This window comes from Bacillus cereus group sp. BfR-BA-01349, from assembly GCF_022663795.1.
Classification (GTDB): domain Bacteria; phylum Bacillota; class Bacilli; order Bacillales; family Bacillaceae_G; genus Bacillus_A; species Bacillus_A cereus.
In genome coordinates this window covers 35,079-59,556 of the sequence record NZ_JAKUGE010000024.1, presented here as the reverse complement: position 1 = coordinate 59,556, position 24,478 = coordinate 35,079, and the positions used below count along the sequence as shown (strand labels likewise).

The following is a 24,478-nucleotide window of genomic DNA, read 5'->3' as shown; positions in this document are numbered from 1 at the left end:
TATATAGTTACTTTATGTAAGTGACTATATAATTTTATTTCAGGTTCGTCAAGAGATCAGTTTGAAAGCAAGTCTGAAAAATACATCATTTGTCATAATGAAAGCAATTACATATAATATAAAATAAGAAAAGTGAATGGATATTCATTTCTCTTAAAGGTATACATAATAGAGTTGGGAGCTGACGAAATGAATGTACAGGAAAGTTTCGTTACGGCATTGGATGGATCGGAAATTTATTTGCGTAAGTGGTTACCAGAAGGAGATCCGAGAGGAATTATTCAAATTGCACATGGCATGACAGAGCATGCAGGGGTGTATACAGAATTTGTGGATGCTTTATTGGAAGCAGGGTATGGTGTTTATGCGCATGATCATAAAGGACATGGGAAAACAGTAAAAAAAGAAGAAGATTATGGTCATTTTGAACCAAATATAGGGTGGAATCAAGTTGTATCGGATGTTATCTTTGTTTCAGAAAGGATAAAAGAAGAGCAGTCAAGTCCTTTGTTTTTACTTGGACATAGTATGGGTTCTTTTTTATCAAGACGTGCTGTACAACTTAGGGGTGAACTATATGATGGATTTCTGATTTCAGGAACAGGTGGAAATCCAGGGCTTTTAGGAGTTATTGGTCATAAAGTAGCAACAATCGAAATGAAGTTGCGCGGGGCAAAAACGAAAAGTCCAATGTTAAACTTTTTATCTTTCGGAAACTTCAATTCGAACTTTAAGCCAAATCGTACAAAATTTGATTGGTTATCTTCAGATAATAATCAAGTTGATAAATATATTGCGGATCCGTTATGTGGTTTCATTTGTACGACGAGTTTTTACCGAGAATTATTTTCTGGTGTATTAGAAGTAAATAAACTAGAAGAATACAAGAAGACGCCAAAGAATCTTCCAATACATATATTCTCTGGTGATCGTGATCCTGTTGGCGATATGGGGAAAGGTGTAAAAGAAGTATATGAAAACTATAAAAAATGTGGTGTGAAAGACGTGACACTACGTTTATATGAAAATGGTAGACATGAAATGTTTCATGAAGTAAATAAGGATGAAGTATTTAAAGATTTAATTTCGTGGTTAGATGCGCATAATAAATGAGAAAGATAATCCCAAACTGTTTGTAGTTTGGGATTATTTATTTTACAGAAATACGGGCAATAAATTCTTAAATTTACTTTACTTAATAAAAAATAAATCTTATTCTAGAGTCGTTAAAAAAATAAAGAAATATTGTATGAGAGGAAACCTCACTTTTCTGAAGTGAGGTTTTTTGTAGTAACGAAGTAATAGTGAATAAAACTAATTTTAAAAATAATTTAAAATCAAACTATTTATAAAGAAACAGATGCCTGTTCATAATAGTAGTATAATAGTGAATGAGGTGTTAATAGAATGGAAGATAGAACATTAGGTTTATTACTAGATGTTGTTGGTGAATTATTTTCAGATGAAATTTCAATTGCTGTTTCGAATACGAAAGAATATATTTACTATCGGCCAAGTAAACGAATTGATTTAAAGATTAGCGCTGGGGATCCTATATAAGGAAGGAACGATTGCTCATAAAGCGATGGTGATGAATCAAAAAACATCTGAGTTTATGAATCGGGATGTTTTTGGTATTCCTTATCATGGAATGGCTGTACCATTTTCAAACAATGGAAAGCTTGAAGGGTGCGTAACGGCAATTTATCCAGCTTTAACGGATGGAAAGTCAGTCGTTACTTTAAAAACAACAGATGGCTGGATTCCAGTCCCTTTTTCAAAGGTTATGTATTTAGAGGCTAAAGATAAAAAGACGTATGTGAATTCAGAAGAGTTATCAGGAACACATAAATACTCTCTGCAAGAATTCGAATACTTGCTTCCTAAAGATTCATTTATTAGATGTCACCGTTCGTTTATTGTAAATGTTAATCATATTAAAGCGATTTATCCTGATACCCATTCTACTTTTGTACTTTCGATGGATAATGGTGAGAGAGTACCAGTTAGTCAATCATACGCTAGTTATTTTCGTAAGCTTCTAGGATTCTAAATTTTTCTGCTTTAGAACCTAAATTTGCTGTTCTGTCTGAATTTTCGTTATTGTATACTAAAATCCCTATTTTGATAGTGTAAATGTGTAAAATAATTATGAATATTCAATGAGAGAGGGATTACATATGGAGAATAATTTAGATAGAATCAGAGATCAACGTCTAAAAGATCGGGTAGTTACACCTGAAGAAGCAGCTTCCTGGATTCAAAGTGGAATGACTTTAGGCTTAAGTGGGTTTACACGTGCAGGTGATGTAAAAGCAGTCCCGTTTGCGCTTGTAAACCGAGTTAAGAATGATGAATCTTTTAAAGTAAATGTTTATACTGGGGCTTCTTTAGGCTCGGATGTAGACAAATTATTTGCTGAGGCAGGAATTTTAGGGAAAAGATTACCTTTCCAAGCTGACGCGACTATGCGAAAAGGAATTAATAACGGAGACTTTTTATTTGTGGATCAACACTTATCTCATACAGCAGAGTTACTCCGCGCTGACGTTCTGGATATAGATTTCGCTATTTTGGAAGCGGTTGCGATTACAGAGGACGGAATGATTATTCCAACCACTTCAATTGGAAATTCCTTAGCGTTTTCCTTAAATGCTAAGTCTATTATTATTGAAATGAATTTGGCTCAATCCGCGCAATTAGAGGGGCTACATGATTTATATGAACCAGGTAAACAAGGGGAGAGGCTTCCAATTCCGCTTGTGAAAACAGATGACCGAATTGGAACAATCGGTATTCCAATTGATCCTGAAAAAGTAAAGGGAATTGTGTTTACGAATCAATTGGATTCGCCATCGACAATTGTTCCTCCGGATGAAGAAACGGTTATTATGGCACAGCATTTAATAGAATTCCTTCGAGAAGAAGTTAAAGTAGGACGATTAACAAATCGTTTAGCGCCGTTACAATCAGGAATTGGTTCAGTTGCTAACGCGGTATTGCATGGAATGTTAGATTCCGAGTTCGAAGATTTAGAAGTGTATTCTGAAGTTTTACAGGATGCAGTTTTTGATCTTATGGATGCTGGAAAAGTCAATTTTGCTTCTTGTTGTTCTATCACGCTTTCTGAAGAGAAAATGCAACAAGTATTTTCTAACTTTGAAAAATATCGTGACAAATTAATGATGCGTCCGCAAGAGATTTCCAATCATCCTGAAATTATTCGTCGCCTTGGATTAATCTCAATTAATACTGCATTAGAATTAGATATATACGGAAATGTTAACTCTACTCACGTTTTAGGTACAAAAATGATGAATGGAATTGGTGGGTCTGGTGATTTTGCAAGAAATGCACGCCTAGCTATCTTTGTTACTAAATCGATTGCGAAAGGTGGTAACATTTCAAGTATTGTTCCTTTCGTTTCTCATGTAGACCATACTGAACATGATGTAGATGTTATTGTTACTGAACAGGGGTATGCCGACTTAAGGGGACTTGCGCCAAGAGAAAGAGTGGAACTTATTATTGAGAATTGCGCACATCCAATGTATCGTGATCAACTACGTGCTTATTACGAAGAAGCAAAAACAAGAGGTGGACAAACTCCTCATATTTTAGAAAAAGCTTTTTCTTGGCATACGAATTATGCTAAAAATGGAACAATGCTTGAAGCGGTAGTAGAAACTGTATAGGTTTGTATCGTACGAAATAGTAAAACGAATGAGTGAGTTTGAAGATTAAATTTTAGAAAAAGAGAACGCCAACTTTTAGGGATGGCGTTCTTTTTCTTTAAAAAAATTGTACTGGTTATAATAAAGATTTATAAAAATAATCTCTAATTTATGAAAAAAAAAGGTTTTTTGAAGTGCTTTCCGAATCAATTTAGTAGTTTACATATCGAAGGTGAGGAGAAAGAATCATGAAGATAAGAGAAGCGTTATTAAGTGAAGCAAATGAATTAAGTGAATTCGCACTACAATCAAAAGCAACGTGGGATTATAGTGAAGAATTCATATTTGCTTGTAAGGAAGATTTAACAATTACAGAAGAATACATAAAAAATAATTTTGTATATGTTTTAGAAAACGATAATGCGAAGATTGGTTTTTTCTCATTTTTACGTAATGATAAAGCTCTCGATTTCTTGTACATTCATCCTGATTACAAAGGAAAAGGTTACGGGAAAATACTTTGGGAGTATGTAATAGAAAAAGCCAATGAACTAGGATTAAAAAGTTTTACAATTGATAGTGATCCGAATGCAAAAGGATATTACTTGAAAATGGGAGCACAGTTAATAGGAGAGACACCATCAACTGTCTTTAAGGGTCGTTTACTGCCTCTTTTGAAATATGATGTGTAAAACTATTAATAGTAGGGGAAGATTAGAATGGATGATGTAAAGGAAAAAAGAATATATGGAGCACTAATAAAATCGTGGTCGATTGAAACAAGTTCAAAGTGGACAATTGAAAATCCAGCAAAGGGACAGTGTGGTGTAACGGCTCTAGTCGTTCAAGATATATGTGGAGGGAAAATTATAAAGACAAAAATAGGGGGCGTGTGGCATTTTTATAACTTTATAGATGGGCAGAGGTTTGATTTTACAGAGTCTCAATTCAATGAAAACCTGAATTACTTGGGTGTGGAATCAAATCGGGAAGAAGCATTTGCAGATACAAATGAAAAGCAATATAGCATTTTGAAGGGAAAAATAACGAAAGAATTAAAATTATCTTTTGACTCTTAATCTTTAATAAGTTACTATAATGGTGGTAACTTATTAAAGGGAACTTCATAGAGTTGAAAGGGGAAATACTTTTGAAAACAACTTATGTAAACGCTACAATTGTAACGATGAATGAACAAAACGAAGTGATAGAAAATGGATATATCATTGTAGAAAATGATCAAATTATAGATGTAAAGAGCGGAGAATTCGCTAATGATTTTGAAGTAGATGAAGTAATTGACATGAAAGGAAAGTGGGTTTTACCAGGGCTTGTAAATACACATACACATGTTGTAATGAGTCTTTTAAGAGGTATTGGAGATGATATGTTATTACAGCCATGGCTTGAGACGAGAATTTGGCCACTGGAAAGTCAATTTACTCCCCAAATTGCGGTCGCTAGTACGGAATTAGGATTACTTGAGATGGTGAAAAGTGGTACAACATCATTCTCTGACATGTTTAATCCAATTGGAGTAGATCAAGACGCAATTATGGAAACGGTATCAAGGAGCGGGATGCGAGCTGCTGTTTCAAGGACTTTATTTAGCTTCGGAACGAAAGACGATGAAAAGAAAGCGATTGAAGAAGCTGAGAAATATGTGAAGCGTTACTATAACGAAAGTGGCATGTTAACTACGATGGTTGCACCACATAGTCCATATACATGTAGTACAGAATTGTTAGAAGAGTGCGCACGGATTGCAGTAGAGAATCAAACGATGGTTCATATCCACCTTTCTGAAACAGAGCGTGAAGTACGTGATATTGAAGCACAATATGGAAAACGTCCAGTAGAATATGCAGCGAGCTGCGGATTGTTTAAACGCCCAACAGTTATTGCACACGGTGTAGTATTAAATGACGATGAGCGTGCATTTTTAGCAGAACATGACGTTCGAGTAGCTCATAATCCAAATAGTAATTTAAAACTAGGTTCTGGTATAGCGAATGTAAAAGCGATGCTAGAAGCAGGAATAAAAGTAGGAATTGCAACAGATAGTGTTGCATCTAACAATAATTTAGACATGTTTGAAGAAATGCGCATAGCGACTTTACTACAAAAAGGTATTCACCAAGATGCAACAGCTTTACCAGTTGAAACAGCTCTTACACTTGCGACTAAAGGGGCTGCTGAAGTAATCGGGATGAAACAAACAGGATCACTTGAGGTTGGAAAATGTGCTGATTTTATTACGATTGATCCATCTAATAAGCCGCATTTACAACCAGCAGATGAAGTGTTATCACATCTTGTGTATGCTGCTAGTGGAAAAGATATAAGCGATGTAATTATTAACGGAAAACGTGTCGTTTGGAATGGCGAATGTAAAACGTTAGATGAAGAGCGTATTATATTTGAAGCAAGTCGTTATAAACGAGGTTTGCAAAGATAACTAATTATGTGGCAGTTGAAAAAGCTATCCTTTTAAAAGGATAGCTTTTTTCTTGAACGAATAAATATTCAAAAGAATGTCGCATCTTTCTGTTCATATTTCTGCTATAATATATAACGCTTTATAATATTTTATACTTAAGGAGAACAACTCATGAAGCGAAAAAAGAGCCATTTAATGGTAATGGCACTTGTTACATCTTTATTATTAACAGCTTGTAATAATAAGGCGAATAAAAGTGATACAGAGGTTAAAAAACAAGTGTTAAATGTAACAGTATCAGAAGAAATTCCTTCTCTGGACACTGCGAAAACGATGGATGGTACATCAGCACACGTTATGCAAAACATATTTGAAGGGTTATATGTATTAAATGATCAAGATCAGCCTACTCCAGCAGTAGCAAAATCGTTTAAAAGAAGTGAAGATGGTAAGAAATATACATTTAACTTGCGTAAAGATGCAAAATGGTCAAATGGAGATAATGTAACAGCAAATGATTTTATATTTGCGTGGAAACGTGCAATTAACCCTGAAACGGCATCTCAATATGCATACATGCTCTTTTATGTGAAAAATGCGAAAGAGATTAATAAGGGAACAATGCCTCTTGATGCACTTGGGGTTAAAGCAATAAATAATTATACGTTAGAAGTTGAACTCGAACAGCCGGTTCCGTATTTTTTACAGTTGTTAGCACTACCTATATACTTACCACAGCATGAATCATTTTTGAAAGAACAAGGAAACAATTATGCATTGGAACCTAGTAATCTCATATATAACGGGCCATTTGTATTAGAAAAATGGAAGCATGAACAAGAGTTTCAATTAAAGAAGAATGCTGCATATTGGGATCGAAAGAAAGTGAAATTAGACGAAATAAACTTTCATATCGTAAAGGATACAATGACAGCTGTAAATTTATATGAAGCCGGAGATTTGGATCGAGTACCTATTAATTCGCAAGTTGTAGACAAGTATAAAGGGAATAAGGAATTACATATGTCGAGCGATCCTGGAATTGCTATGCTTCGTTTTAATGAAAAAAATACCGCGTTAGCAAATAAAAAGGTGCGTCAATCTATTTCATTAGCGTTAAATAAGGATGATTTCGTTGCTCACTTTATTAATAACGGAGCAAAGCCTGCAAGCGGGCTTGTACCAGTTGGTCATGTAAATGAAGTGACCGGTAAAGATTTTAGAAAAGAAAACGGAGATCTTTCTTCATATGATTTGCAAAATGCGCAAAAGATTTGGAAAGAAGCGAAAAAAGAGCTTGAAGTAGAGCAAGTAAACCTCGAGTTTTTAACGTTTGAACAAGATAATGCAAAACGGATGGCAGAATATATAAAAGGTGATTTAGAAAAGAATTTGCAAGGAATCGCGATACAAATTAAACAACAGCCATTTAAGCAAAAATTACAGTTAGAACAAGCAGGTGATTACGATATAACTATGGCAAATTGGGGACCTGACTATAAAGACCCAATTAGTTATTTAGAGTTATTTACGACAGGGAATCCGAATAATAAAATGAATTATTCTAATGTTCATTACGATGAATTAATAAAGAAAGCGAAAACGGATTTTGTACTAGATACGGAAAACCGATGGGAAGCGTTGCGAGAAGCCGAGCAGGTATTATTAGAAGATGCTGCGGTAGCGCCGCTTTATCATATTGGCTCAGCATATGTACAAAAGGATTATGTAAAAGGAATTGAAAAGCATCAATTTGGTGGTATTTATACTTATAAGAATGCTTATATTGCTAATGAATAAATACAAAAAACCTTACTTTTTAAAAGTAAGGTTTTTTACACATGAATTCTATTAAACCGATTTTAATAAAGCGTAAAAATTCGTATCATATGGGACATCATCTTGATACATATAATTTTTTAGAACGCCTTCTTTTTCAAAGCCTAATTTTAATAGTACTTTATTGGAAGCTTCATTTTCAAGAAATACAATTGCTCCAATCCGCTTTAAATGAATTGTATGGAAACCGTATGATATAACCTCAGAAACAGCTTCAGTCGCATATCCTTTTCCCCAGTGTTCAGGCAAAAAGGCATAACTTATATTGGCTCGTTTATGCTCAGAAGACCAATCATGAAAACCAATGGTACCGATGAGTTCTTTCGTGTCTTTTAATTCGATTCCCCATTTTATACCGCTTCTTGCATTGTAACTCAACTTAAAGTTATGAATGATTTGTTTCACTTGATCAACATCTTGTAACGGTTTTTGGCCATAATAGCGCAGTACATTAGTATTAGAAAAGCATTGTAGTATACGCGGTGCATCTTCTTCGGTAAGTTCTCTTAAAATGAGTCGGTCTGTTTTCAATATAGGAAACATGCTTTCACTCCATTTCTTTTGAAACTAGAATGTGTTGTTATTATATAATCTAGTCTGAAAATAAAGATTATTCAAGAGGGGAGTATGGTTTTAATTTATGATAAAATTGATTGTGGAATATATTTCAAAAAGAGGTTTGTATATGGAGAAAAATTCAATTTTAATTGTAGATGATGATCAAGATATTGTTCAATTTATAAAAGTGAATCTAATGCAAGAAGGTTTTAAAGTTTTTAGTGCTCATAACGGAGAAGAGGCTTTAGAAATAATAAATAATAACAGTATTCAACTTGCTATTTTGGATATTATGATGCCACAAATGGATGGGATAGAATTGTGTAGAAGGATTAGAGAGAAACATAGTTTACCAATTATGTTTTTAAGCGCGAAATCATCGGATGTCGATAAGGTAATTGGATTTAGTACTGGGGCAGATGATTATATTGTGAAGCCGTTCAGTACAATTGAATTTATCGCAAGAGTGAAAGCTCAATTAAGAAGGTATACATATTTCAACCAAAATGCTATCCAAGTAATGGAAAAGAAAATAAATATTAGAGGTTTAGAAATAGATGAAGTGTCGAGAACTGTAATGTTATATGGAGAAACAATGAATCTTACGAAAACTGAATATGATATTTTACACTTAATGGCAGCTGCGAAGAATCGTGTGTTTACAATTGAAGAAATATATGAGAGCGTTTGGAACGAAAGAGCCTATGAAAGTAATAATACAGTAATGGTTCATATTGCAAGATTGAGAAATAAAATTGAAGAGAATCCAAAAGAACCGAAGTTTATACAAAATGTTTGGGGAGTCGGATATAAAATTGAAGATTAGATCTTTACAGGGTATTAGGGCGAAATTTTTTTTAGCTTTCATATGTAGCATCTTGTTAGCGACTGTAAGTATAATAGTGCTTCAAATTTTAGTTGGAAATATATATAGTCATGTTAATGCGTTAGAGGAAAAATATTCATTTGTATACTTTATAGTTTTTTTGATTTTTACTACGACATACTTTGCATGTATGACAAAAACAATGATGAAAAGATTGTCTGAAATTAATAAGAACGTGAAGGAAATAAGTAATGGTAATTTTGAAGTACATATACCTATTTCAAAAAATGACGAGATTGGTGAATTAGCGACGAATGTAAATAGAATGGTCAAAAGTTTAAAAGAGTCTATCGAGAATGAAAAAAAATCACAGGAAATGAAAAATGAAATGATTAGTAATATTTCTCATGATTTACGAACGCCAGTAACATCTTTAATCGGTTATGCGGACCTGTTAGGAAATAAACTCCATTCGAATGGAGAAGAATGTGAACAGTATGTAAGTATATTAAAGCGAAAAAGTTATGAATTAAAACATCAAGTAGATGATTTATTAGAATACTGTCAAATAAATTATAGAGAGATTGAATTACATAAAGATGAAGTAGATATGAAAGCATTAATTGAACAAATCATGATTGGCTTTGTACCACAATTAGATGATGTTAATATGAGCTTTTATATTAAAAGTGATGAAGTGCTGTATGTAGAAGTTGATGTGGCACTTATAGTGAGACTATTTGAAAATATAATAGGTAATAGTATTATGTATGGAAAAGATGGAAAGGAAATTGCAATTGGAATTTCCAATAAAACAATGAATGTTGAAGTAGAAATTAAAAATTTTGGACAATGTATTCCGGAAGAGGACCTTCCTTACGTTTTTGAGAAATTTTATCGTAGTGAAAAATCACGTAGTTCTTATACTGGTGGGAAAGGAATGGGGCTTGCAATTTCAAAAAGTATAGCCGAGCTCCATCAAGGGGATCTAACTGTACGTAGTAACGATAAAGAAACAGTTTTCACTGTGAAATTACCGCAGTATAAAAAAGTAAGAAAGTCGTAAGTATTTCTTTTATATGTCGTAATTTTTACTTTGTATCATTGAGAAAAAGGATATGAGAGTAGGGATGCGACATGTGGAAGAAATTTTTATTAGTGATTATAGTTTCTTTTTTAATTATAAGTTGGATCTTAGTTTATGTAGCTAATGGTGTTACATCAGTTTTTGTTTGGTGGAGTATTCAGGCTTTTAGTTTTATTTCAGTTTTCCTCTTGATAGGATCAGTAATAATATTTTTTTGGAAAGGCATTTTTAGAAAGCGGATAGATAGAACGCTATTTTTAATCATTCTGTTTTCTATCATTGGAGCTTGGCCTGTCGGTTGGTTTGCTAATATAGGTAGAATTGCTTACCCAGCAGATATACAATCTATGAGTCCTAAAGCAGTAGTTCGTGTTCCTTTGAATGAACGAGCATTAATAGGCTGGGGCGGTGATCAGTTAGAAATGAACTATCATGTTATAAAGCCAAATGAAAGGTGGGCATATGATATCCTCATTCCACCTGCTGAAGTGAAAAGTAGTAAGTTAGAGGATTACGGAATATATGGAGCGAAAGTAATGGCACCAGCTTCTGGGACGGTTGTATCAATCAATAATGATGAAAAAGATTTAATTCCCGGATTGGATGATTTTCAGTCAATGGCAGGGAATTACATATATTTACGGATAGATGAAACAGAGACATTTTTGATTCTTGCCCACTTAAAGAAAGGGTCCATTAAAGTTAGAGAAGGACAACGTGTAAATGAAGGAGAATTTCTTGCTCAAGTCGGTAACTCAGGAAGTTCAAGTGAGCCACATTTACATATTCATCATCAAAGGCAAGACCCGTCCAAGGTAAGTATGTTTTTTGCGGAAGGATTGCCACTTTACTTTCGAACTGAAAATGGTGTCATGATGCCGGAAAGAGGGACATACATAAGTGGTAACTAGAAGAAAATCATTTCATCCAAAAAGGGTATTCCAAATTAAAATTGGAATACCCTTTTTCATTATCCTACAAATGTTTGATACAGTAAGAAGATATTTAAAATGATAACGAGTGCTGCAATTATCCAAGCGATAAATGTTGTTATACGGTGGTTAACGAGTGCACCCATAATCTTTTTGTTACTTGTAAACATAATAAGTGGTACTAGCGCAAATGCAATACCGAATGATAAGACGACTTGGCTCATGACTAGAGCGTAAGTTGGATTTACACCTAAAGCGATAATAACTAATGGTGGAATCATTGTAATAAATCGGCGTAAGTATAACGGAATATGCATGCGAATGAAACCTTGCATAATAATATCACCCGACATTGTACCGACAGAAGAGCTAGATAGTCCTGCTGATAAAAGTCCAATCCCAAATAATGCAGCCGATACAGGACCTACTAAATTGGTAAATTGAGTGTAAGCAACATCTAAATCTTCAACGTGCAAGCCGTTTTTAAAGAATAGTGCAGCAGCAACAATTAACATACTTGCATTAATTGCTCCAGCAATAACCATTGCAATAATAATATCGATAAATTCGAAACGAAAAATCTTTTTCTTTTGTTCGTCAGTTGTTCCGACCACGCGGCGTTGTGTTAATGCAGAATGCAAGTATATTGCATGTGGCATAACTGTTGCACCTAAAATCCCTGCTGCAAGTAATATACTGTCTACACCTTGGAATTTTGGAATAAATAGTCCTGAAAGAAGGGGACTTAATTCTGGTTTTGCATAAAAAACTTGAATCCCAAAAGCAATTACTACAATGAAAATCATTCCTGTAATAATAGCTTCTAGTGGACGAAATCCTCTACGTTGAAACTCAAGAATAATAAATGATCCGGCTGCAGTAATTAAAGCGGCAGGTAGCATCGGGATTCCAAATAGTAAGTAAAGCCCCAAAGCAGCTCCAATAAATTCCGCTAAATCTGTAGCCATAATAACTAGTTCACCTTGTATCCATAAGCCGATAGACACAGGCTTTGGAAAGTTTTCACGAGCTATTTCGGGTAAATTGTTTCCTGTAGCAATTCCTAATTTAGCTGATAACGTTTGGATTAATACAGCCATTAAGTTAGAAGCGAGTATAACCCATAATAGTAAATATCCATATTGTGAACCAGCTGCGATATTTGTGGCAAAGTTGCCAGGATCAATATAAGCAACGGACGCGATAAAAGCGGGTCCTAAAAATGGTAACAGTCTTTTCCAGCCTTTTGTTTCTCCACTTAAAGCTAAATGAGCTGATTGTACAGTTGTACTTTCAGAAGGGAGATGTTCATCTTTTGTTATATCTTTATTCATAGTAGTTTTCCCCTTTAAAATGTTAACTTGATGAAATTATTGTATTTATTCTTACTCATTATTTCAATACATTTAAATATGTTATGTGATAATTTCATTTGAACACGAAGGTTTCCTTAATGCAAATTATATGCCTTTACGCAATGGATGGTGTGATAACGTAAAATAAATTGGGAGTTTATGGTGTGATGACGTGGGGAAACATAATAAATTAAAGGGTCAATTTTGAAATTTATGTGAACATAAAGCCGATAATCCAGCATATTAATTGATGGAATTGCATTTGTATGATATATAATATATTGGGATTACAACATAACCATAGTGTTTTGATGTGTAATCTTGTTTTTTATTTTTGTTAACTGATAGAAAATAGTATAAAGAAAAGAAAATGGGATTCATTTTCTTATTATATATGTTTTGATATGAACGTTAACTTATACATGATTTAAAAAATTAGATAGGTGGTAGAAATACATTGGCAACTACAAAACCATACAGAGTATTACTATATTACATGTACACAACAATTGAAAACCCAGAAGAATTCGCGGCAGAGCATTTAGCATTTTGTAATTCACTTGAATTAAAAGGAAGAATTCTTGTAGCAAAAGAAGGTATTAACGGAACTTGTTCTGGAACTGTAGAACAAACAGAGAAATACATGGAAGCAATGAACAATGATCCACGTTTTGATGGCATCGTATTTAAAATAGATGAAGCTGATGGTCATGCATTCAAGAAGATGCACGTGCGTCCTCGTCCAGAGTTAGTTACACTTCGTCTAGAAGATGACATTAACCCACACGAAATAACTGGGAAGTATTTAGAGCCAAAAGATTTTTATGAAGCAATGAAACAAGAAGATACAGTTATCATTGATGCACGAAATGATTATGAATTTGATTTAGGTCACTTCAAAGGTGCGATTAAACCTGATATCGAATCATTCCGTGAATTACCAGATTGGATTCGTGAAAATAAAGAAGTACTTGAAGGTAAAAAGATTTTAACGTATTGTACAGGCGGAATTCGTTGTGAGAAGTTTTCTGGTTGGTTAGTTCGTGAAGGCTATGAAGATGTAAGTCAGCTTCACGGCGGAATTGTAACGTACGGAAAAGACCCAGAAGTACAAGGTGAGCTTTGGGATGGACAATGTTACGTGTTCGATGAGCGTATCGCTGTACCAGTAAACCAAAAAGAACATGTTATTGTTGGTAAAGACCACTTTACAGGTGAACCTTGTGAGCGCTATGTAAACTGTTCAAATCCAGAATGTAATAAGAAAATTTTATGTTCTGAAGAAAACGAAGCGAAATATTTACGTGCATGTTCTCATGAATGTCGTGTAAGTCCACGTAACCGCTACGTAATACAACATGAATTAACGGAAGAGCAAGTAGCTGCTGCATTAGAGCAAATCGAAGCAGGGAAGTAAACAGAATTCGTATAATAAAAGGGGTACTCCAAGTTTAATTTTGGAGCACCCTTTTTTTATTATCCGGTTCTGTCATTTGTCGGTTTTTGTCGGCAAGTCGATATATTAAAAAAATCGCTGATATATCTTAAAAATCGCTGATATATTTCGAGTTGCGCCGATATAATCGGAAAATCGCTGATGAAAATTTCACTTACTGCAGCACGCCAAGAATTTGAAAATAACCTTCTTTAATTTTTATCTTCTTTCTCTTTAACGGCAGAAAGTACAGTTTGTTTTACCCAAGCTTTTCTACGTTTATGTTGTAGACCCCATTGGTATAAACTTTGGGCTCCTAAAATAAGTGAAATGACAATGCCGCTAATTGCAATTAATAGAGCGAAAAATTCAAGAGGTGACGATATTTTGTTTGAATCGGTGTTTCTTAAAAGGTCAATCATAGTAAACCCTAACATTTGGCCCACTACAGAGTAGAGCGTTAAAATTAATAATAAAAGGCTATCTTTTTTAGAGGCGACATTTTCTTGATATTTAAACAAACTATCAAGATTTTGTTTCGCGTTCGAGTATAGAACCTCAATATTAAAAAGTTTTCTTAAGCGGAAGAAAATATCTTCACTTTGTGATTGGGATACTAATTCTAAAGAAAAATAATTAGCAGTGAACGAATTGATCGAATAAATTAATTTCTCTATTTCATTAGTATCTTGTTCAATGTTTAGCTCAGCATAGGCGTTTGCCATTTTTAATAAAACAATTTTATGGAATAGGTTTAATAATAAAGCGTAATAAAATTCCCCGTACATTTGACTAGCAAGTTTAGCGATTTCGCGTTCTCCTTCATTTGTTACACATGTAAAAATATGTTCTTCCATTATGAAATAACGATTTGGAGCCCATCTCTGGTAAGCGTGTTTTTTTAAATAGTCATGAATGTAAGGAAGGTTATTTGCACTCACATATGGCTTACCATCACTTGTTAATCCGGAAAGACTAGAAGTACGATAAACATCCACTTCATTAAGTTCCAAACTTTCTTTTAGTGACAATAAAGTTTGGACGTACATTCTTTGGTCTTCGAAGAAAGGGAAGGTTTGAAAGTATGAACTTCTTAATCTCTTCTTTTCAAAGAAATCAGTTACGCCATGAAATAAATAACCAAAAATGAATTTTTCAACTTGGGAATATTTTTTTCCGTTACATTCAATACAAATAGTCTCATTTGTATCATTTTTAGTTTCAAGTACACGGAAGCGAGCAGCAAATTCGATTGCTTCAGATAAAGTCATGTTTAGAGTAGTGTTTACTTCTGTTCGAATTGTTAAGAAGCCAAGTTCATAAGGACAAAGTGTTACATCAATAGAGTGTATCTTGAATGGAATTGAAATAAGGTTTGTTGTTAAATGTCCAGTTAAGTTAAGGTCCTTTGAATAACGTTGCAAGCCCTTTTGATGCTCTGAGTGAGGAAAGAGAATTTTATTTGTAAATGAAAGATAGTATGCTTCCATATTTTGATGTGAAACTTTAAACTCCCCATAATATGTATTTTCATCATCGAGATGATCGAGCCGAAAAGGACGGAAATCGTTTTTTTGTAAGAATGGGAACATATTTTGTTCATATCCAGCTTTAAACGAAAACGGGAATATAAATTGAAATATAGCTGTTGCTACATCTTTTTCCTCAATTGCTTGTATTGACTCCATCTACATTGTTTCCTTTCCATATATGCTATAGAAACAACATGCCCAAATTTATTTGAAAATAACCACTGTTTTATACTCGATTGAGAGTGAAAATTCAGCTTATTTAGCAGAGGACATGTATAATGTTATGTATACTAAAAGTTATGAAATTGTATTTTGAAAAGGGGGATGCTGTATGCGGATTTTAGTATTAGGCGCTGGTGGAGTCGGAGGATTTTTTGGTGGCAGATTAGTCGAAAAGGGAGAAGATGTTACATTTCTTGTTCGTAGTAAACGGAAAAAACAATTAGAGGAAAGAGGACTTGTAATCCGAAGTGTTAACGGGGATTTTTCCTTTCAACCGAAATTAATAACGAAGGAAGAGAGAACTTCTCCATTTGATGTCATTTTATTTTCAACAAAAGCGTATCACTTAAACGAGGCAATTCAAGATTTGAAGCCGTTTGTTGGCGAAGGTACTGTAATCATTCCATTGTTAAATGGTATCGCTCATTTATCACTATTACAAAAAGAATTCGGCGAAGAAAAAGTAATTGGCGGTTTATGCTTTATCGAGACGACGTTAAACGATCAAGGAGAAATTGTACAAACTAGTGCTGCCAACAGACTTGTGTTTGGAGAAATTAAGTCTCAAAATTCAGAGAGAGTAAAGCATATTTCTAAAGCATTTGCAGGTACGAAATCTAGTTTTGTTTTAAGTGAAAATATTACGCAAGATATGTGGCATAAATATTTATTTATTACTGTAATGTCCGGTGTGACAACGTTAATGCGTGCACCAATTGGACCAATCCGTGAAAGTGAAGGCGGCCGTGATTTTATCCGTAATGTGTTTGAGGAATCTGTACAAATCATGAGAGTATTAGGAGCTCCAATAAAGGTTAATATTGCCCAGGAACATATGAAAACGATTGATAAAATTTCGTATGATATGAAGTCATCGATGCAACGTGATATGGAGAAGGGTTCGTTTATTGAAGGGAAGCACTTGCAAGGATATTTACTGGATGTAGCAGAGCAATTTTCTATAACGGCACCATTATTAAGCACTATATATCAAAATTTAAAGGTGTATGAAGAGATGACCTTTAACAGATCTGTAATAGAATTAGATGTATGAAAAAATAAAAAAGATAGCAATATATAAGTGTATTGCTATCTTTTTTATTTTTTTGTATGACAAATTATTTATTTCTTTTCGTTCTATCTGTCAAATTTATTTCCTGTTCACGTTTACCATATAACTGATTAATTTCATTTGCTACTGCATCTAAATATGAATCGGAAAAAATAGGCTTCTTTTCTTTAGACATATGGGTCTCCTTTGTGGATTTTTTAGTATTCATTATGTATATTTCTCAGTGGATTATGCACAATCATTTTAATTTTTTTCTTATTAAAAATTTTTGTTTACTTTTTGAAAATAAAGGAGTATTATAATCCACAGTTTCAATTTTCTAAATCGCTGAAACCGCATGGTACGGGGGACCCGTTTTTACGGATTAGTACATAATCCGATGGGGTGAATCCTTGAAAAAGGTAGGGCTACTCATAGGCCCGAATCCGACAGCTAACCTCGTAAGCGTTATATTGAGAAGGAAGGTGGAGCTTGTGCGACAAAAAAAATAATGTCTACAAGTCTATTTCGCTATGGCTTGTAGACATTTTTTGTTTTCTGAAGAAATAGTTTACTGGCTGTAACAAGCAGAAAAGTTCGTACAAAATTATTGGAGAGTGGACAGCATTGGTTTCATCTATTAAAAGATTTTTAATTGGAAGACCGTTAAAATCAACAGAGCTTGGAGAACAAAAGCTTAATAAAACGAAAGCTTTAGCTATTTTATCTTCTGACGCATTATCATCAGTTGCTTACGGTCCAGAGCAAATTTTAATTGCTTTAGCAGGTGTTGGAGCGATCGCTTATTGGTATTCCATTCCGATCGCTGTTGGAGTATTAGTATTATTGACAGCCCTTATTTTATCTTATCGACAAATTATTTTTGCTTATCCGCATGGCGGGGGAGCGTATGTTGTATCAAAAGAAAATTTAGGGATGAATCCAGGCTTAATTGCTGGAGGATCTTTATTAGTTGACTATATTTTAACTGTAGCCGGTTAGTGTGTCCGCTGGTACAGATGCAATTACGTCTGCGTTTCCTAGCTTACATGCACATAACGTAATTATTGCGGTTATATTTGTTATATTAATTACGATATTAAATTTAAGAGGAGTAACGGAATCAGCTTCCGTTTTAGCATATCCTGTTTATTTATTCGTTTTAGCACTATTTATATTAATTGGTGTGGGTATATATAATATTTTAACTGGTCATGTTTCACCTACTTTACATGCGCCGATTGGTACACCAGTTGCAGGGATTATTTTATTTTTATTACTAAGAGCATTTGCATCAGGTAGTTCTGCTTTAACAGGTGTTGAAGCAATTTCAAATGCAATTCCGAACTTTAAAGATCCTGCGCCAAACAATGCTGCAAAAACATTGCTGGCAATAGGTGCATTACTTGCTGTGTTATTTTCAGGAATTGTATTTTTAGCTTATTATTACGGAGTGACTCCGAGTAAAGAAGTAACAGTCGTTTCTCAAATTGCTGAACAAACATTTGGACGTAATTTCATGTACTATTTCATACAAGGTACAACAGCTTTAATATTAATTCTCGCTGCTAATACAGGTTATTCTGCATTTCCTTTATTAGCGGTTAACCTTGCAAAAGATAAATTCATACCGAGAATGTTTACGATTAGAGGAGACCGTCTAGGTTACTCAAACGGTATTATTATACTTGGAGTTGCTTCGATTATTTTAATTGTAGCTTTCCAAGGACAAACAGAACATTTAATTCCACTATATGCAGTAGGTGTATTTATTCCATTTACACTTTCTCAAACAGGGATGGTATTAAAATGGCTTCGCGAAAAGCCTGAAGGATGGGCTTTAAGATTAACGATTAATTTAATTGGTGCAGTTATTAGTTTTATCGTAATGAGCATGTTCTTCTTAACTAAATTTGCACAAGTTTGGTCGATTCTTATTTTCTTACCAGTTATTATCTTCTTATTCCATCGAATTAAGAAGCATTATGATGCAGTGGGTGATCAATTAAGTTTAAAAACTTGCGAACCTCTTATTCCAATTGAGGGGAATGTAATTGTCGTTCCTGTAGCAGGTATGACGCATGTAGTAGAAAATTCGTTGAACTATGCAAAATCTCTTTCAGCAGATCAAGTTATCGCAGTATATGTTGCTTTTGACAGAGAAGAGGAAAAGAAATTTGAAGAGAAATGGAAGAAGTGGCAACCTGAAGTAAGGCTTGTTACATTACATTCTCATTATAGAAGTATTATTCAGCCGCTAACAAAGTTTATTGATACAGTGCAATATAAGGCAAGTGAATCGAATTACCGCGTTACGGTCGTTATACCACAGTTCATTCCGAAAAAAGGTTGGCATAACATTCTTCATAATCAATCCAGTTTACTCATACGTGCGTATTTACTTTATAAAAGAAATGTTGTTATTACGACAGTTCCATATCATTTGAAAAAATAAGAAGATTTTTTAAGGATAGTTTCGTGAAAATGAAGCTATCCTTTTTGTGTATATGCTATGCATAATTGCATACGGGGTTAAAAATTATATCAATATAATTTTATCAGTTATTTGCAAGTGGTGTTTTCTGTTGTGATATGTAGATATTTCAATCGATAAAGTGAATCGGATTATATTTTGAAATAAGGACATGAAAGCTTGAAAATAAAGGGAATGAAAATACTTCTTTACGTTATATAAACAGCTGTGTTTAAATGACCTTACAGTACAAAATTTATATGAAAACAAAACGAAATTTCATATTTATGTATGTTGTTTAGTTTAAAATGAATAATATTTTTAAGTAATATATTCACTGTGTGAATGTGAGAATTTCGATGGAATAGAAAATTTATACAATATTATTCATACTAAACACATATGAAAAATAATAAAATGTTTTGTGACGATAAGTAAGTGCTGTAGCAATACGAGAGAGGTGGTTCATACATGGATCACGGTGAGAACGTTCTCTATTTTAACCATCTCAAATTATGGGCAAGAAAATAGAATAATAAAATGCGATAGTAATAGTTGCTAATACATAGGAGGAGTTAAAGTGAAAAAGACTTTAATTACAGGGTTATTGGTTACAGCAGTATCTACGAGTTGCTTCATTCCTGTAAGCGCTTACGCTAAGGAGGGGCAAACAGAAGTGAAAACAGTATATGCGCAAAATGTAATTGCTCCAAATACATTATCCAACTCAATTAGAATGTTAGGATCACAATCACCGCTTATTCAAGCATACGGATTAATTATTTTGCAACAGCCAGACATTAAGGTAAATGCGATGAGTAGCTTAACGAATCATCAAAAGTTTGCAAAGGCGAATGTACGAGAGTGGATTGATGAATATAATCCGAAGCTAATTGACTTAAATCAAGAGATGATGAGATACAGCAATAGATTTAATAGCTATTATAGTAAGCTCTATGAACTAGCAGGAAACGTAAATGAAGATCAGCAAGCAAAAGCAGATTTTATGAGTGCATATGGAAAATTACAATTGCAAGTACAGAGCATCCAAGAGAGTATGGAGCAAGATTTATTAGAGTTAAATCGATTTAAAACAGTATTAGACAAAGATAGTAACAACTTATCAATTAAAGCCGATGAAGCAATAAAAACACTGCAAGGATCAAGTGGAGATATTGTGAAATTAAGAGAAGATATTAAAAGAATTCAAGGGGAAATTCAAGCTGAACTAACTACTATTTTGAATAGACCTCAAGAAATCATTAAAGGTTCTATTAATATCGGTAAACAAGTATTTACAATCACAAATCAAACTGCACAAACGAAAACAATCGATTTTGTTTCTATCGGTACTTTAAGTAATGAAATTGTAAATGCTGCAGATAGTCAAACGAGAGAAGCAGCTCTTCGCATTCAGCAAAAGCAAAAAGAGTTATTGCCACTTATTCAAAAGTTATCACAAACTGAAGCAGAGGCGACTCAAATTACATTCGTTGAAGATCAAGTAAATAGCTTTACAGAATTAATTGATCGTCAAATTACAACTTTAGAAACGTTATTAACCGATTGGAAAGTTTTAAATAATAATATGATTCAAATTCAAACAAATGTTGAAGAAGGCACGTATACAGACAGTAGTTTACTTCAAAAACATTTTAATCAAATTAAAAAAGTAAGTGATGAAATGAATAAGCAAACAAATCAATTTGAAGATTACGTTACAAACGTTGAAGTACATTAAATAGAAAAATAATTAGCGATATAGGGAGAGAAGAAAAATGACAAAAAAACCATATAAAGTAATGGCTCTATCAGCACTTATGGCAGTATTTGCAGCAGGAAATATTATGCCGGCTCATACGTATGCAGCTGAAAGTACAGTGAAACAAGCTCCAGTTCATGCGGTAGCAAAAGCTTATAATGACTATGAAGAATATTCATTAGGACCAGAAGGCTTGAAAGATGCAATGGAAAGAACAGGTTCAAATGCTTTAGTAATGGATCTGTATGCTTTAACAATTATTAAACAAGGTAATGTTAACTTTGGAAATGTATCGACTGTTGATGCAGCTTTAAAAGGAAAAGTGATTCAGCACCAAGATACAGCTAGAGGAAATGCGAAGCAATGGTTAGATGTATTAAAGCCACAGCTTATTTCAACGAATCAAAACATCATTAACTACAATACTAAATTCCAAAACTATTATGATACTTTAGTTGCTGCGGTAGATGCAAAAGATAAAACGACTCTTACGAAAGGCCTAACTAGATTATCAAGTAGTATTAATGAAAATAAAGCGCAAGTGGATCAGTTAGTAGAAGACTTGAAAAAATTCCGAAATAAAATGACGTCGGATACGCAAAACTTCAAGGGTGATGCAAATCAAATTACATCTATATTAGCTAGTCAAGATGCAGGAATTCCGCTTCTGCAAAATTAAATTACAACGTACAATGAGGCAATTAGTAAATATAATGCAATTATTATCGGTTCATCTGTTGCGACAGCTCTAGGACCAATTGCAATTATTGGTGGTGCAGTAGTTATTGCTACGGGCGCAGGAACACCGCTAGGAGTCGCATTAATTGCAGGTGGTGCAGCAGCTGTAGGCGGTGGTACAGCTGGTATCGTATTAGCGAAGAAAGAACTTGACAATGCACAAGCTGAAATTCAAAAAATAACTGGACAAATTACAACTGCTCAATTAGAAGTAGCTGGGTTAACGAACATTAAAACACAAACTGAGTATTTAACAAATACGATTGATACTGCAATTACAGCGTTGCAAAACATTTCAAACCAATGGTATACAATGGGATCAAAATACAATTCTTTACTTCAAAATGTGGATTCAATTAGTCCAAACGATCTTGTTTTCATTAAAGAAGATTTAAACATTGCGAAAGATAGCTGGAAAAACATTAAAGACTATGCAGAAAAGATTTATGCTGAAGATATTAAAGTAGTAGACACGAAAAAAGCATAATTGAATACGAATCGTTAGAGCGTTAAGTGTTGATGAATGATTTGAAGCTCCTGTTCAGTTGTGAGCAGGAGCTTTTGATATCCTTATAAAGAGAATAGGTGAAAAATATGCAGAAACGATTTTATAAAAAATGTCTTTTAGCGGTAATGATTGCTGGGGTGGCAACGAGTAACGCATTTCCTTTACATCCTTTTGCAGCAGAACAAAATGCAAAGGTGCTACAAGAAAATGTGAAAAACTATTCTCTTGGACCAGCAGGATTCCAAGATGTAATGGCACAAACGACATCAAGCATATTTGCAATGGATTCATATGCAAAATTAATTCAAAATCAACAAGAGACGGATTTAAGTAAAATAAGTTCGATTAATAGTGAATTTAAAGAGAATATGATTCAGCATCAAAGAGATGCAAAAATTAATGCAGCATATTGGTTAAATAATATGAAGCCTCAAATTATGAAAACGGATCAAAATATTATAAATTACAATAATACTTTTCAATCGTATTATAATGACATGTTAATAGCGATTGATCAAAAGGATAGCGGAAAATTAAAAGCGGATTTAGAAAAGTTGTATGCGGATATTGTAAAGAATCAAAATGAGGTAGATGGATTATTAGGAAATTTGAAAGCTTTTCGCGATAGAATGGCGAAAGATACAAATAGTTTCAAAGAGGATACAAATCAGTTAACAGCGATATTGGCAAGTACGAATGCTGGTATTCCAGCTCTAGAGCAACAAATAAATACATATAACGATTCGATTAAAAAGAGTAATGATATGGTCATTGCTGGTGGCGTACTTTGCGTAGCTCTAATAACATGTCTTGCTGGCGGGCCGATGATTGCGGTTGCGAAAAAAGATATCGCAAATGCAGAAAGAGAAATCGCCAATTTAAAAGATAGAATTTCAGGAGCACAAGCAGAAGTCGTAATTTTGACTGATGTAAAAAATAAAACAACAAACATGACAGAAACAATCGATGCAGCAATTACAGCACTACAAAACATATCAAATCAATGGTATACAGTAGGTGCAAAATATAATAATTTACTACAAAACGTAAAAGGGATTAGTCCGGAAGAGTTTACGTTTATAAAAGAAGATTTACATACAGCGAAAGATGTAAAGGATTATACAGAAAAATTACATGAAGGTGTGGCAAAGTAAACAGTGGACTAGTTCTGCTGTTTATTTTTTTATCCTGTTTTTTTGTGAGAGTTGAACTTGTAATTATATATAAGTTTGTCATATGTTTTATCAATGTGGCTATTGGGTAATATTTAATCAAATTGATACGAATAACCTAAATAAATTTCTGATCAAGTCTTTTATATGTAATGTTTTAATGAAAAAAGCTATACTGTAAGCAAAACTAAAAATTGGAGAGGAAATACTACAACATGGAAAATTATCTATTATTTATCCTTACAGCAATGCTAATCATAATGATGCCTGGTCCTGGTTTTGCACTAGTTACAAAAAATACTATCTCGCATGGTAAAAATGGCGGGATAAAGACTGTTTTAGGAACGATATCTGGAATGATGATTCATACAATAATGGCTACGTTAGGACTTTCTGCTATCTTAATGAAATTTGCTATGTTATTTACATTTATAAAATATGCTGGGGCTGTTTATTTAATTTATTTAGCTGTAAAGTCAATTAAAAGTGCCTTACATAAAAAAGAAGATATGTCAGGTTCAGCAGAAATGGACTCTAAGGATATTGGGGCAATTAAAAGCTTTAGACAAGGATTTACTACGGCAATTTTAAATCCAAAAACCGCTGTATTTTTCCTTAGTTTTTTACCCCAATTTATTGTGAGTAATCAAAATCATTTCCTCCAATTTCTTTTATTAGGAGTCACATTTACGACTTTGACAGCAATATGGTATTTACTTTACATCTCACTCATACGTCAATTAAGAACTTTTTTAAGAAAAGAAAGAGTGAACCGTACAATGGAGGGTATTACGGGCATAGTATTGTTAGTATTTGGAGTTAGGTTATTTTTCCAAAAATAAATATGTAGATAAAACGAGAAATAAAAAAGTTG

Annotated in this window: 18 protein-coding genes, 3 pseudogenes and 1 riboswitch; of the genes and pseudogenes, 17 read left to right on the top strand and 4 right to left on the bottom strand. The window is 33.6% G+C overall.

The genetic code is table 11. From position 1 onward, the window contains the following. The first annotated feature begins 189 nt into the window (after window positions 1-189). The 7 genes and pseudogenes from MR169_RS14945 to MR169_RS14915 all read left to right on the top strand — a co-directional run bounded on the left by MR169_RS14945 (window position 190) and on the right by MR169_RS14915 (window position 7,914). Window positions 190-1,113, top strand: a complete 924-nt coding sequence (locus tag MR169_RS14945; RefSeq protein WP_001102587.1) for an alpha/beta hydrolase — start codon at window positions 190-192, stop codon at window positions 1,111-1,113. Window positions 1,114-1,407: 294 nt separating this feature from the next. Next, window positions 1,408-2,053: pseudogene (locus tag MR169_RS14940) on the top strand (LytTR family DNA-binding domain-containing protein). Between the two features lie 127 nt (window positions 2,054-2,180). Then, window positions 2,181-3,695 (top strand): acetyl-CoA hydrolase/transferase family protein, encoded by a 1,515-nt coding sequence (locus tag MR169_RS14935; protein ID WP_242319610.1) that lies wholly within the window; start codon window positions 2,181-2,183, stop codon window positions 3,693-3,695. Between the two features lie 227 nt (window positions 3,696-3,922). Next, on the top strand, window positions 3,923-4,366 hold the full coding sequence (locus MR169_RS14930) for a GNAT family N-acetyltransferase (protein ID WP_000701892.1): 444 nt from the start codon (window positions 3,923-3,925) through the stop codon (window positions 4,364-4,366). Window positions 4,367-4,393: 27 nt separating this feature from the next. Further along, entirely contained in the window at window positions 4,394-4,753 is a 360-nt protein-coding gene (locus tag MR169_RS14925) for a YunG family protein (RefSeq protein ID WP_000342921.1), read from the top strand. Between the two features lie 53 nt (window positions 4,754-4,806). Continuing rightward, window positions 4,807-6,132, top strand: a complete 1,326-nt coding sequence (locus MR169_RS14920; RefSeq protein ID WP_001999581.1) for a bifunctional S-methyl-5'-thioadenosine deaminase/S-adenosylhomocysteine deaminase — start codon at window positions 4,807-4,809, stop codon at window positions 6,130-6,132. Window positions 6,133-6,285: 153 nt separating this feature from the next. Then, window positions 6,286-7,914 (top strand): peptide ABC transporter substrate-binding protein, encoded by a 1,629-nt coding sequence (locus MR169_RS14915; RefSeq protein WP_000823521.1) that lies wholly within the window; start codon window positions 6,286-6,288, stop codon window positions 7,912-7,914. A gap of 51 nt (window positions 7,915-7,965) precedes the next feature. On the opposite strand, the gene MR169_RS14910 is transcribed toward MR169_RS14915, so the two are convergent. Next, window positions 7,966-8,496 (bottom strand): GNAT family N-acetyltransferase, encoded by a 531-nt coding sequence (locus MR169_RS14910; RefSeq protein WP_000483976.1) that lies wholly within the window; start codon window positions 8,494-8,496, stop codon window positions 7,966-7,968. Between the two features lie 142 nt (window positions 8,497-8,638). Here MR169_RS14910 and MR169_RS14905 point away from each other — a divergent pair, with 142 nt between their 5' ends. From MR169_RS14905 to MR169_RS14895, 3 genes are all read left to right on the top strand, one after another. Continuing rightward, window positions 8,639-9,337: a response regulator transcription factor gene (locus tag MR169_RS14905; protein ID WP_086391754.1), complete on the top strand. Its 699-nt coding sequence runs from the start codon at window positions 8,639-8,641 to the stop codon at window positions 9,335-9,337. Then, window positions 9,303-10,403 (top strand): HAMP domain-containing sensor histidine kinase, encoded by a 1,101-nt coding sequence (locus MR169_RS14900; RefSeq protein ID WP_050427511.1) that lies wholly within the window; start codon window positions 9,303-9,305, stop codon window positions 10,401-10,403. The genes MR169_RS14905 and MR169_RS14900 overlap by 35 nt, the downstream gene beginning before the upstream one ends. Window positions 10,404-10,474: 71 nt before the next feature. Beyond that, complete coding sequence (locus MR169_RS14895; protein ID WP_242319609.1) at window positions 10,475-11,335, top strand: M23 family metallopeptidase; 861 nt, start codon at window positions 10,475-10,477, stop codon at window positions 11,333-11,335. Window positions 11,336-11,394: 59 nt separating this feature from the next. Here MR169_RS14895 and MR169_RS14890 read toward each other — a convergent pair whose 3' ends face one another. Beyond that, a complete protein-coding gene (locus MR169_RS14890) occupies window positions 11,395-12,690 on the bottom strand; it encodes an Nramp family divalent metal transporter (RefSeq protein ID WP_001030677.1) in 1,296 nt (431 codons plus the stop codon). 478 nt (window positions 12,691-13,168) lie between these two features. Here MR169_RS14890 and trhO point away from each other — a divergent pair, with 478 nt between their 5' ends. Then, complete coding sequence (gene trhO, locus MR169_RS14885; RefSeq protein ID WP_000246214.1) at window positions 13,169-14,128, top strand: oxygen-dependent tRNA uridine(34) hydroxylase TrhO; 960 nt, start codon at window positions 13,169-13,171, stop codon at window positions 14,126-14,128. Window positions 14,129-14,358: 230 nt separating this feature from the next. Here the strand turns inward: trhO and MR169_RS14880 are convergent, their stop codons facing one another. Then, window positions 14,359-15,834, bottom strand: a complete 1,476-nt coding sequence (locus tag MR169_RS14880) for a hypothetical protein (RefSeq protein ID WP_242319608.1) — start codon at window positions 15,832-15,834, stop codon at window positions 14,359-14,361. A 175-nt stretch (window positions 15,835-16,009) separates the two neighbouring features. Here MR169_RS14880 and panE point away from each other — a divergent pair, with 175 nt between their 5' ends. Then, window positions 16,010-16,954, top strand: a complete 945-nt coding sequence (gene panE / locus MR169_RS14875; RefSeq protein ID WP_016117589.1) for a 2-dehydropantoate 2-reductase — start codon at window positions 16,010-16,012, stop codon at window positions 16,952-16,954. Window positions 16,955-17,018: 64 nt separating this feature from the next. Here panE and MR169_RS28225 read toward each other — a convergent pair whose 3' ends face one another. Further along, complete coding sequence (locus MR169_RS28225) at window positions 17,019-17,147, bottom strand: hypothetical protein (protein WP_000031873.1); 129 nt, start codon at window positions 17,145-17,147, stop codon at window positions 17,019-17,021. Window positions 17,148-17,287: 140 nt separating this feature from the next. Then, window positions 17,288-17,434, top strand: a riboswitch (cyclic di-AMP (ydaO/yuaA leader). Between the two features lie 144 nt (window positions 17,435-17,578). Here MR169_RS28225 and MR169_RS14870 point away from each other — a divergent pair. The 5 genes and pseudogenes from MR169_RS14870 (at window position 17,579) to MR169_RS14850 (ending at window position 24,446) form a co-directional block, all read left to right on the top strand. Then, window positions 17,579-19,406 (top strand): annotated as a pseudogene (locus MR169_RS14870) (APC family permease). A gap of 598 nt (window positions 19,407-20,004) precedes the next feature. After that, on the top strand, window positions 20,005-21,165 hold the full coding sequence (gene nheA / locus MR169_RS14865) for a non-hemolytic enterotoxin NHE subunit A (RefSeq protein ID WP_000751823.1): 1,161 nt from the start codon (window positions 20,005-20,007) through the stop codon (window positions 21,163-21,165). Between the two features lie 37 nt (window positions 21,166-21,202). Beyond that, window positions 21,203-22,411: pseudogene (nheB, locus tag MR169_RS14860) on the top strand (non-hemolytic enterotoxin NHE subunit B). A 107-nt stretch (window positions 22,412-22,518) separates the two neighbouring features. Then, a complete protein-coding gene (nheC, locus tag MR169_RS14855) occupies window positions 22,519-23,586 on the top strand; it encodes a non-hemolytic enterotoxin subunit C (protein WP_242319607.1) in 1,068 nt (355 codons plus the stop codon). A gap of 233 nt (window positions 23,587-23,819) precedes the next feature. Beyond that, window positions 23,820-24,446 carry a LysE family translocator gene (locus MR169_RS14850; RefSeq protein WP_000433001.1) on the top strand — a complete coding sequence of 209 codons (627 nt, stop codon included), beginning with the start codon at window positions 23,820-23,822 and terminating at the stop codon, window positions 24,444-24,446. Window positions 24,447-24,478: the final 32 nt, after the last annotated feature.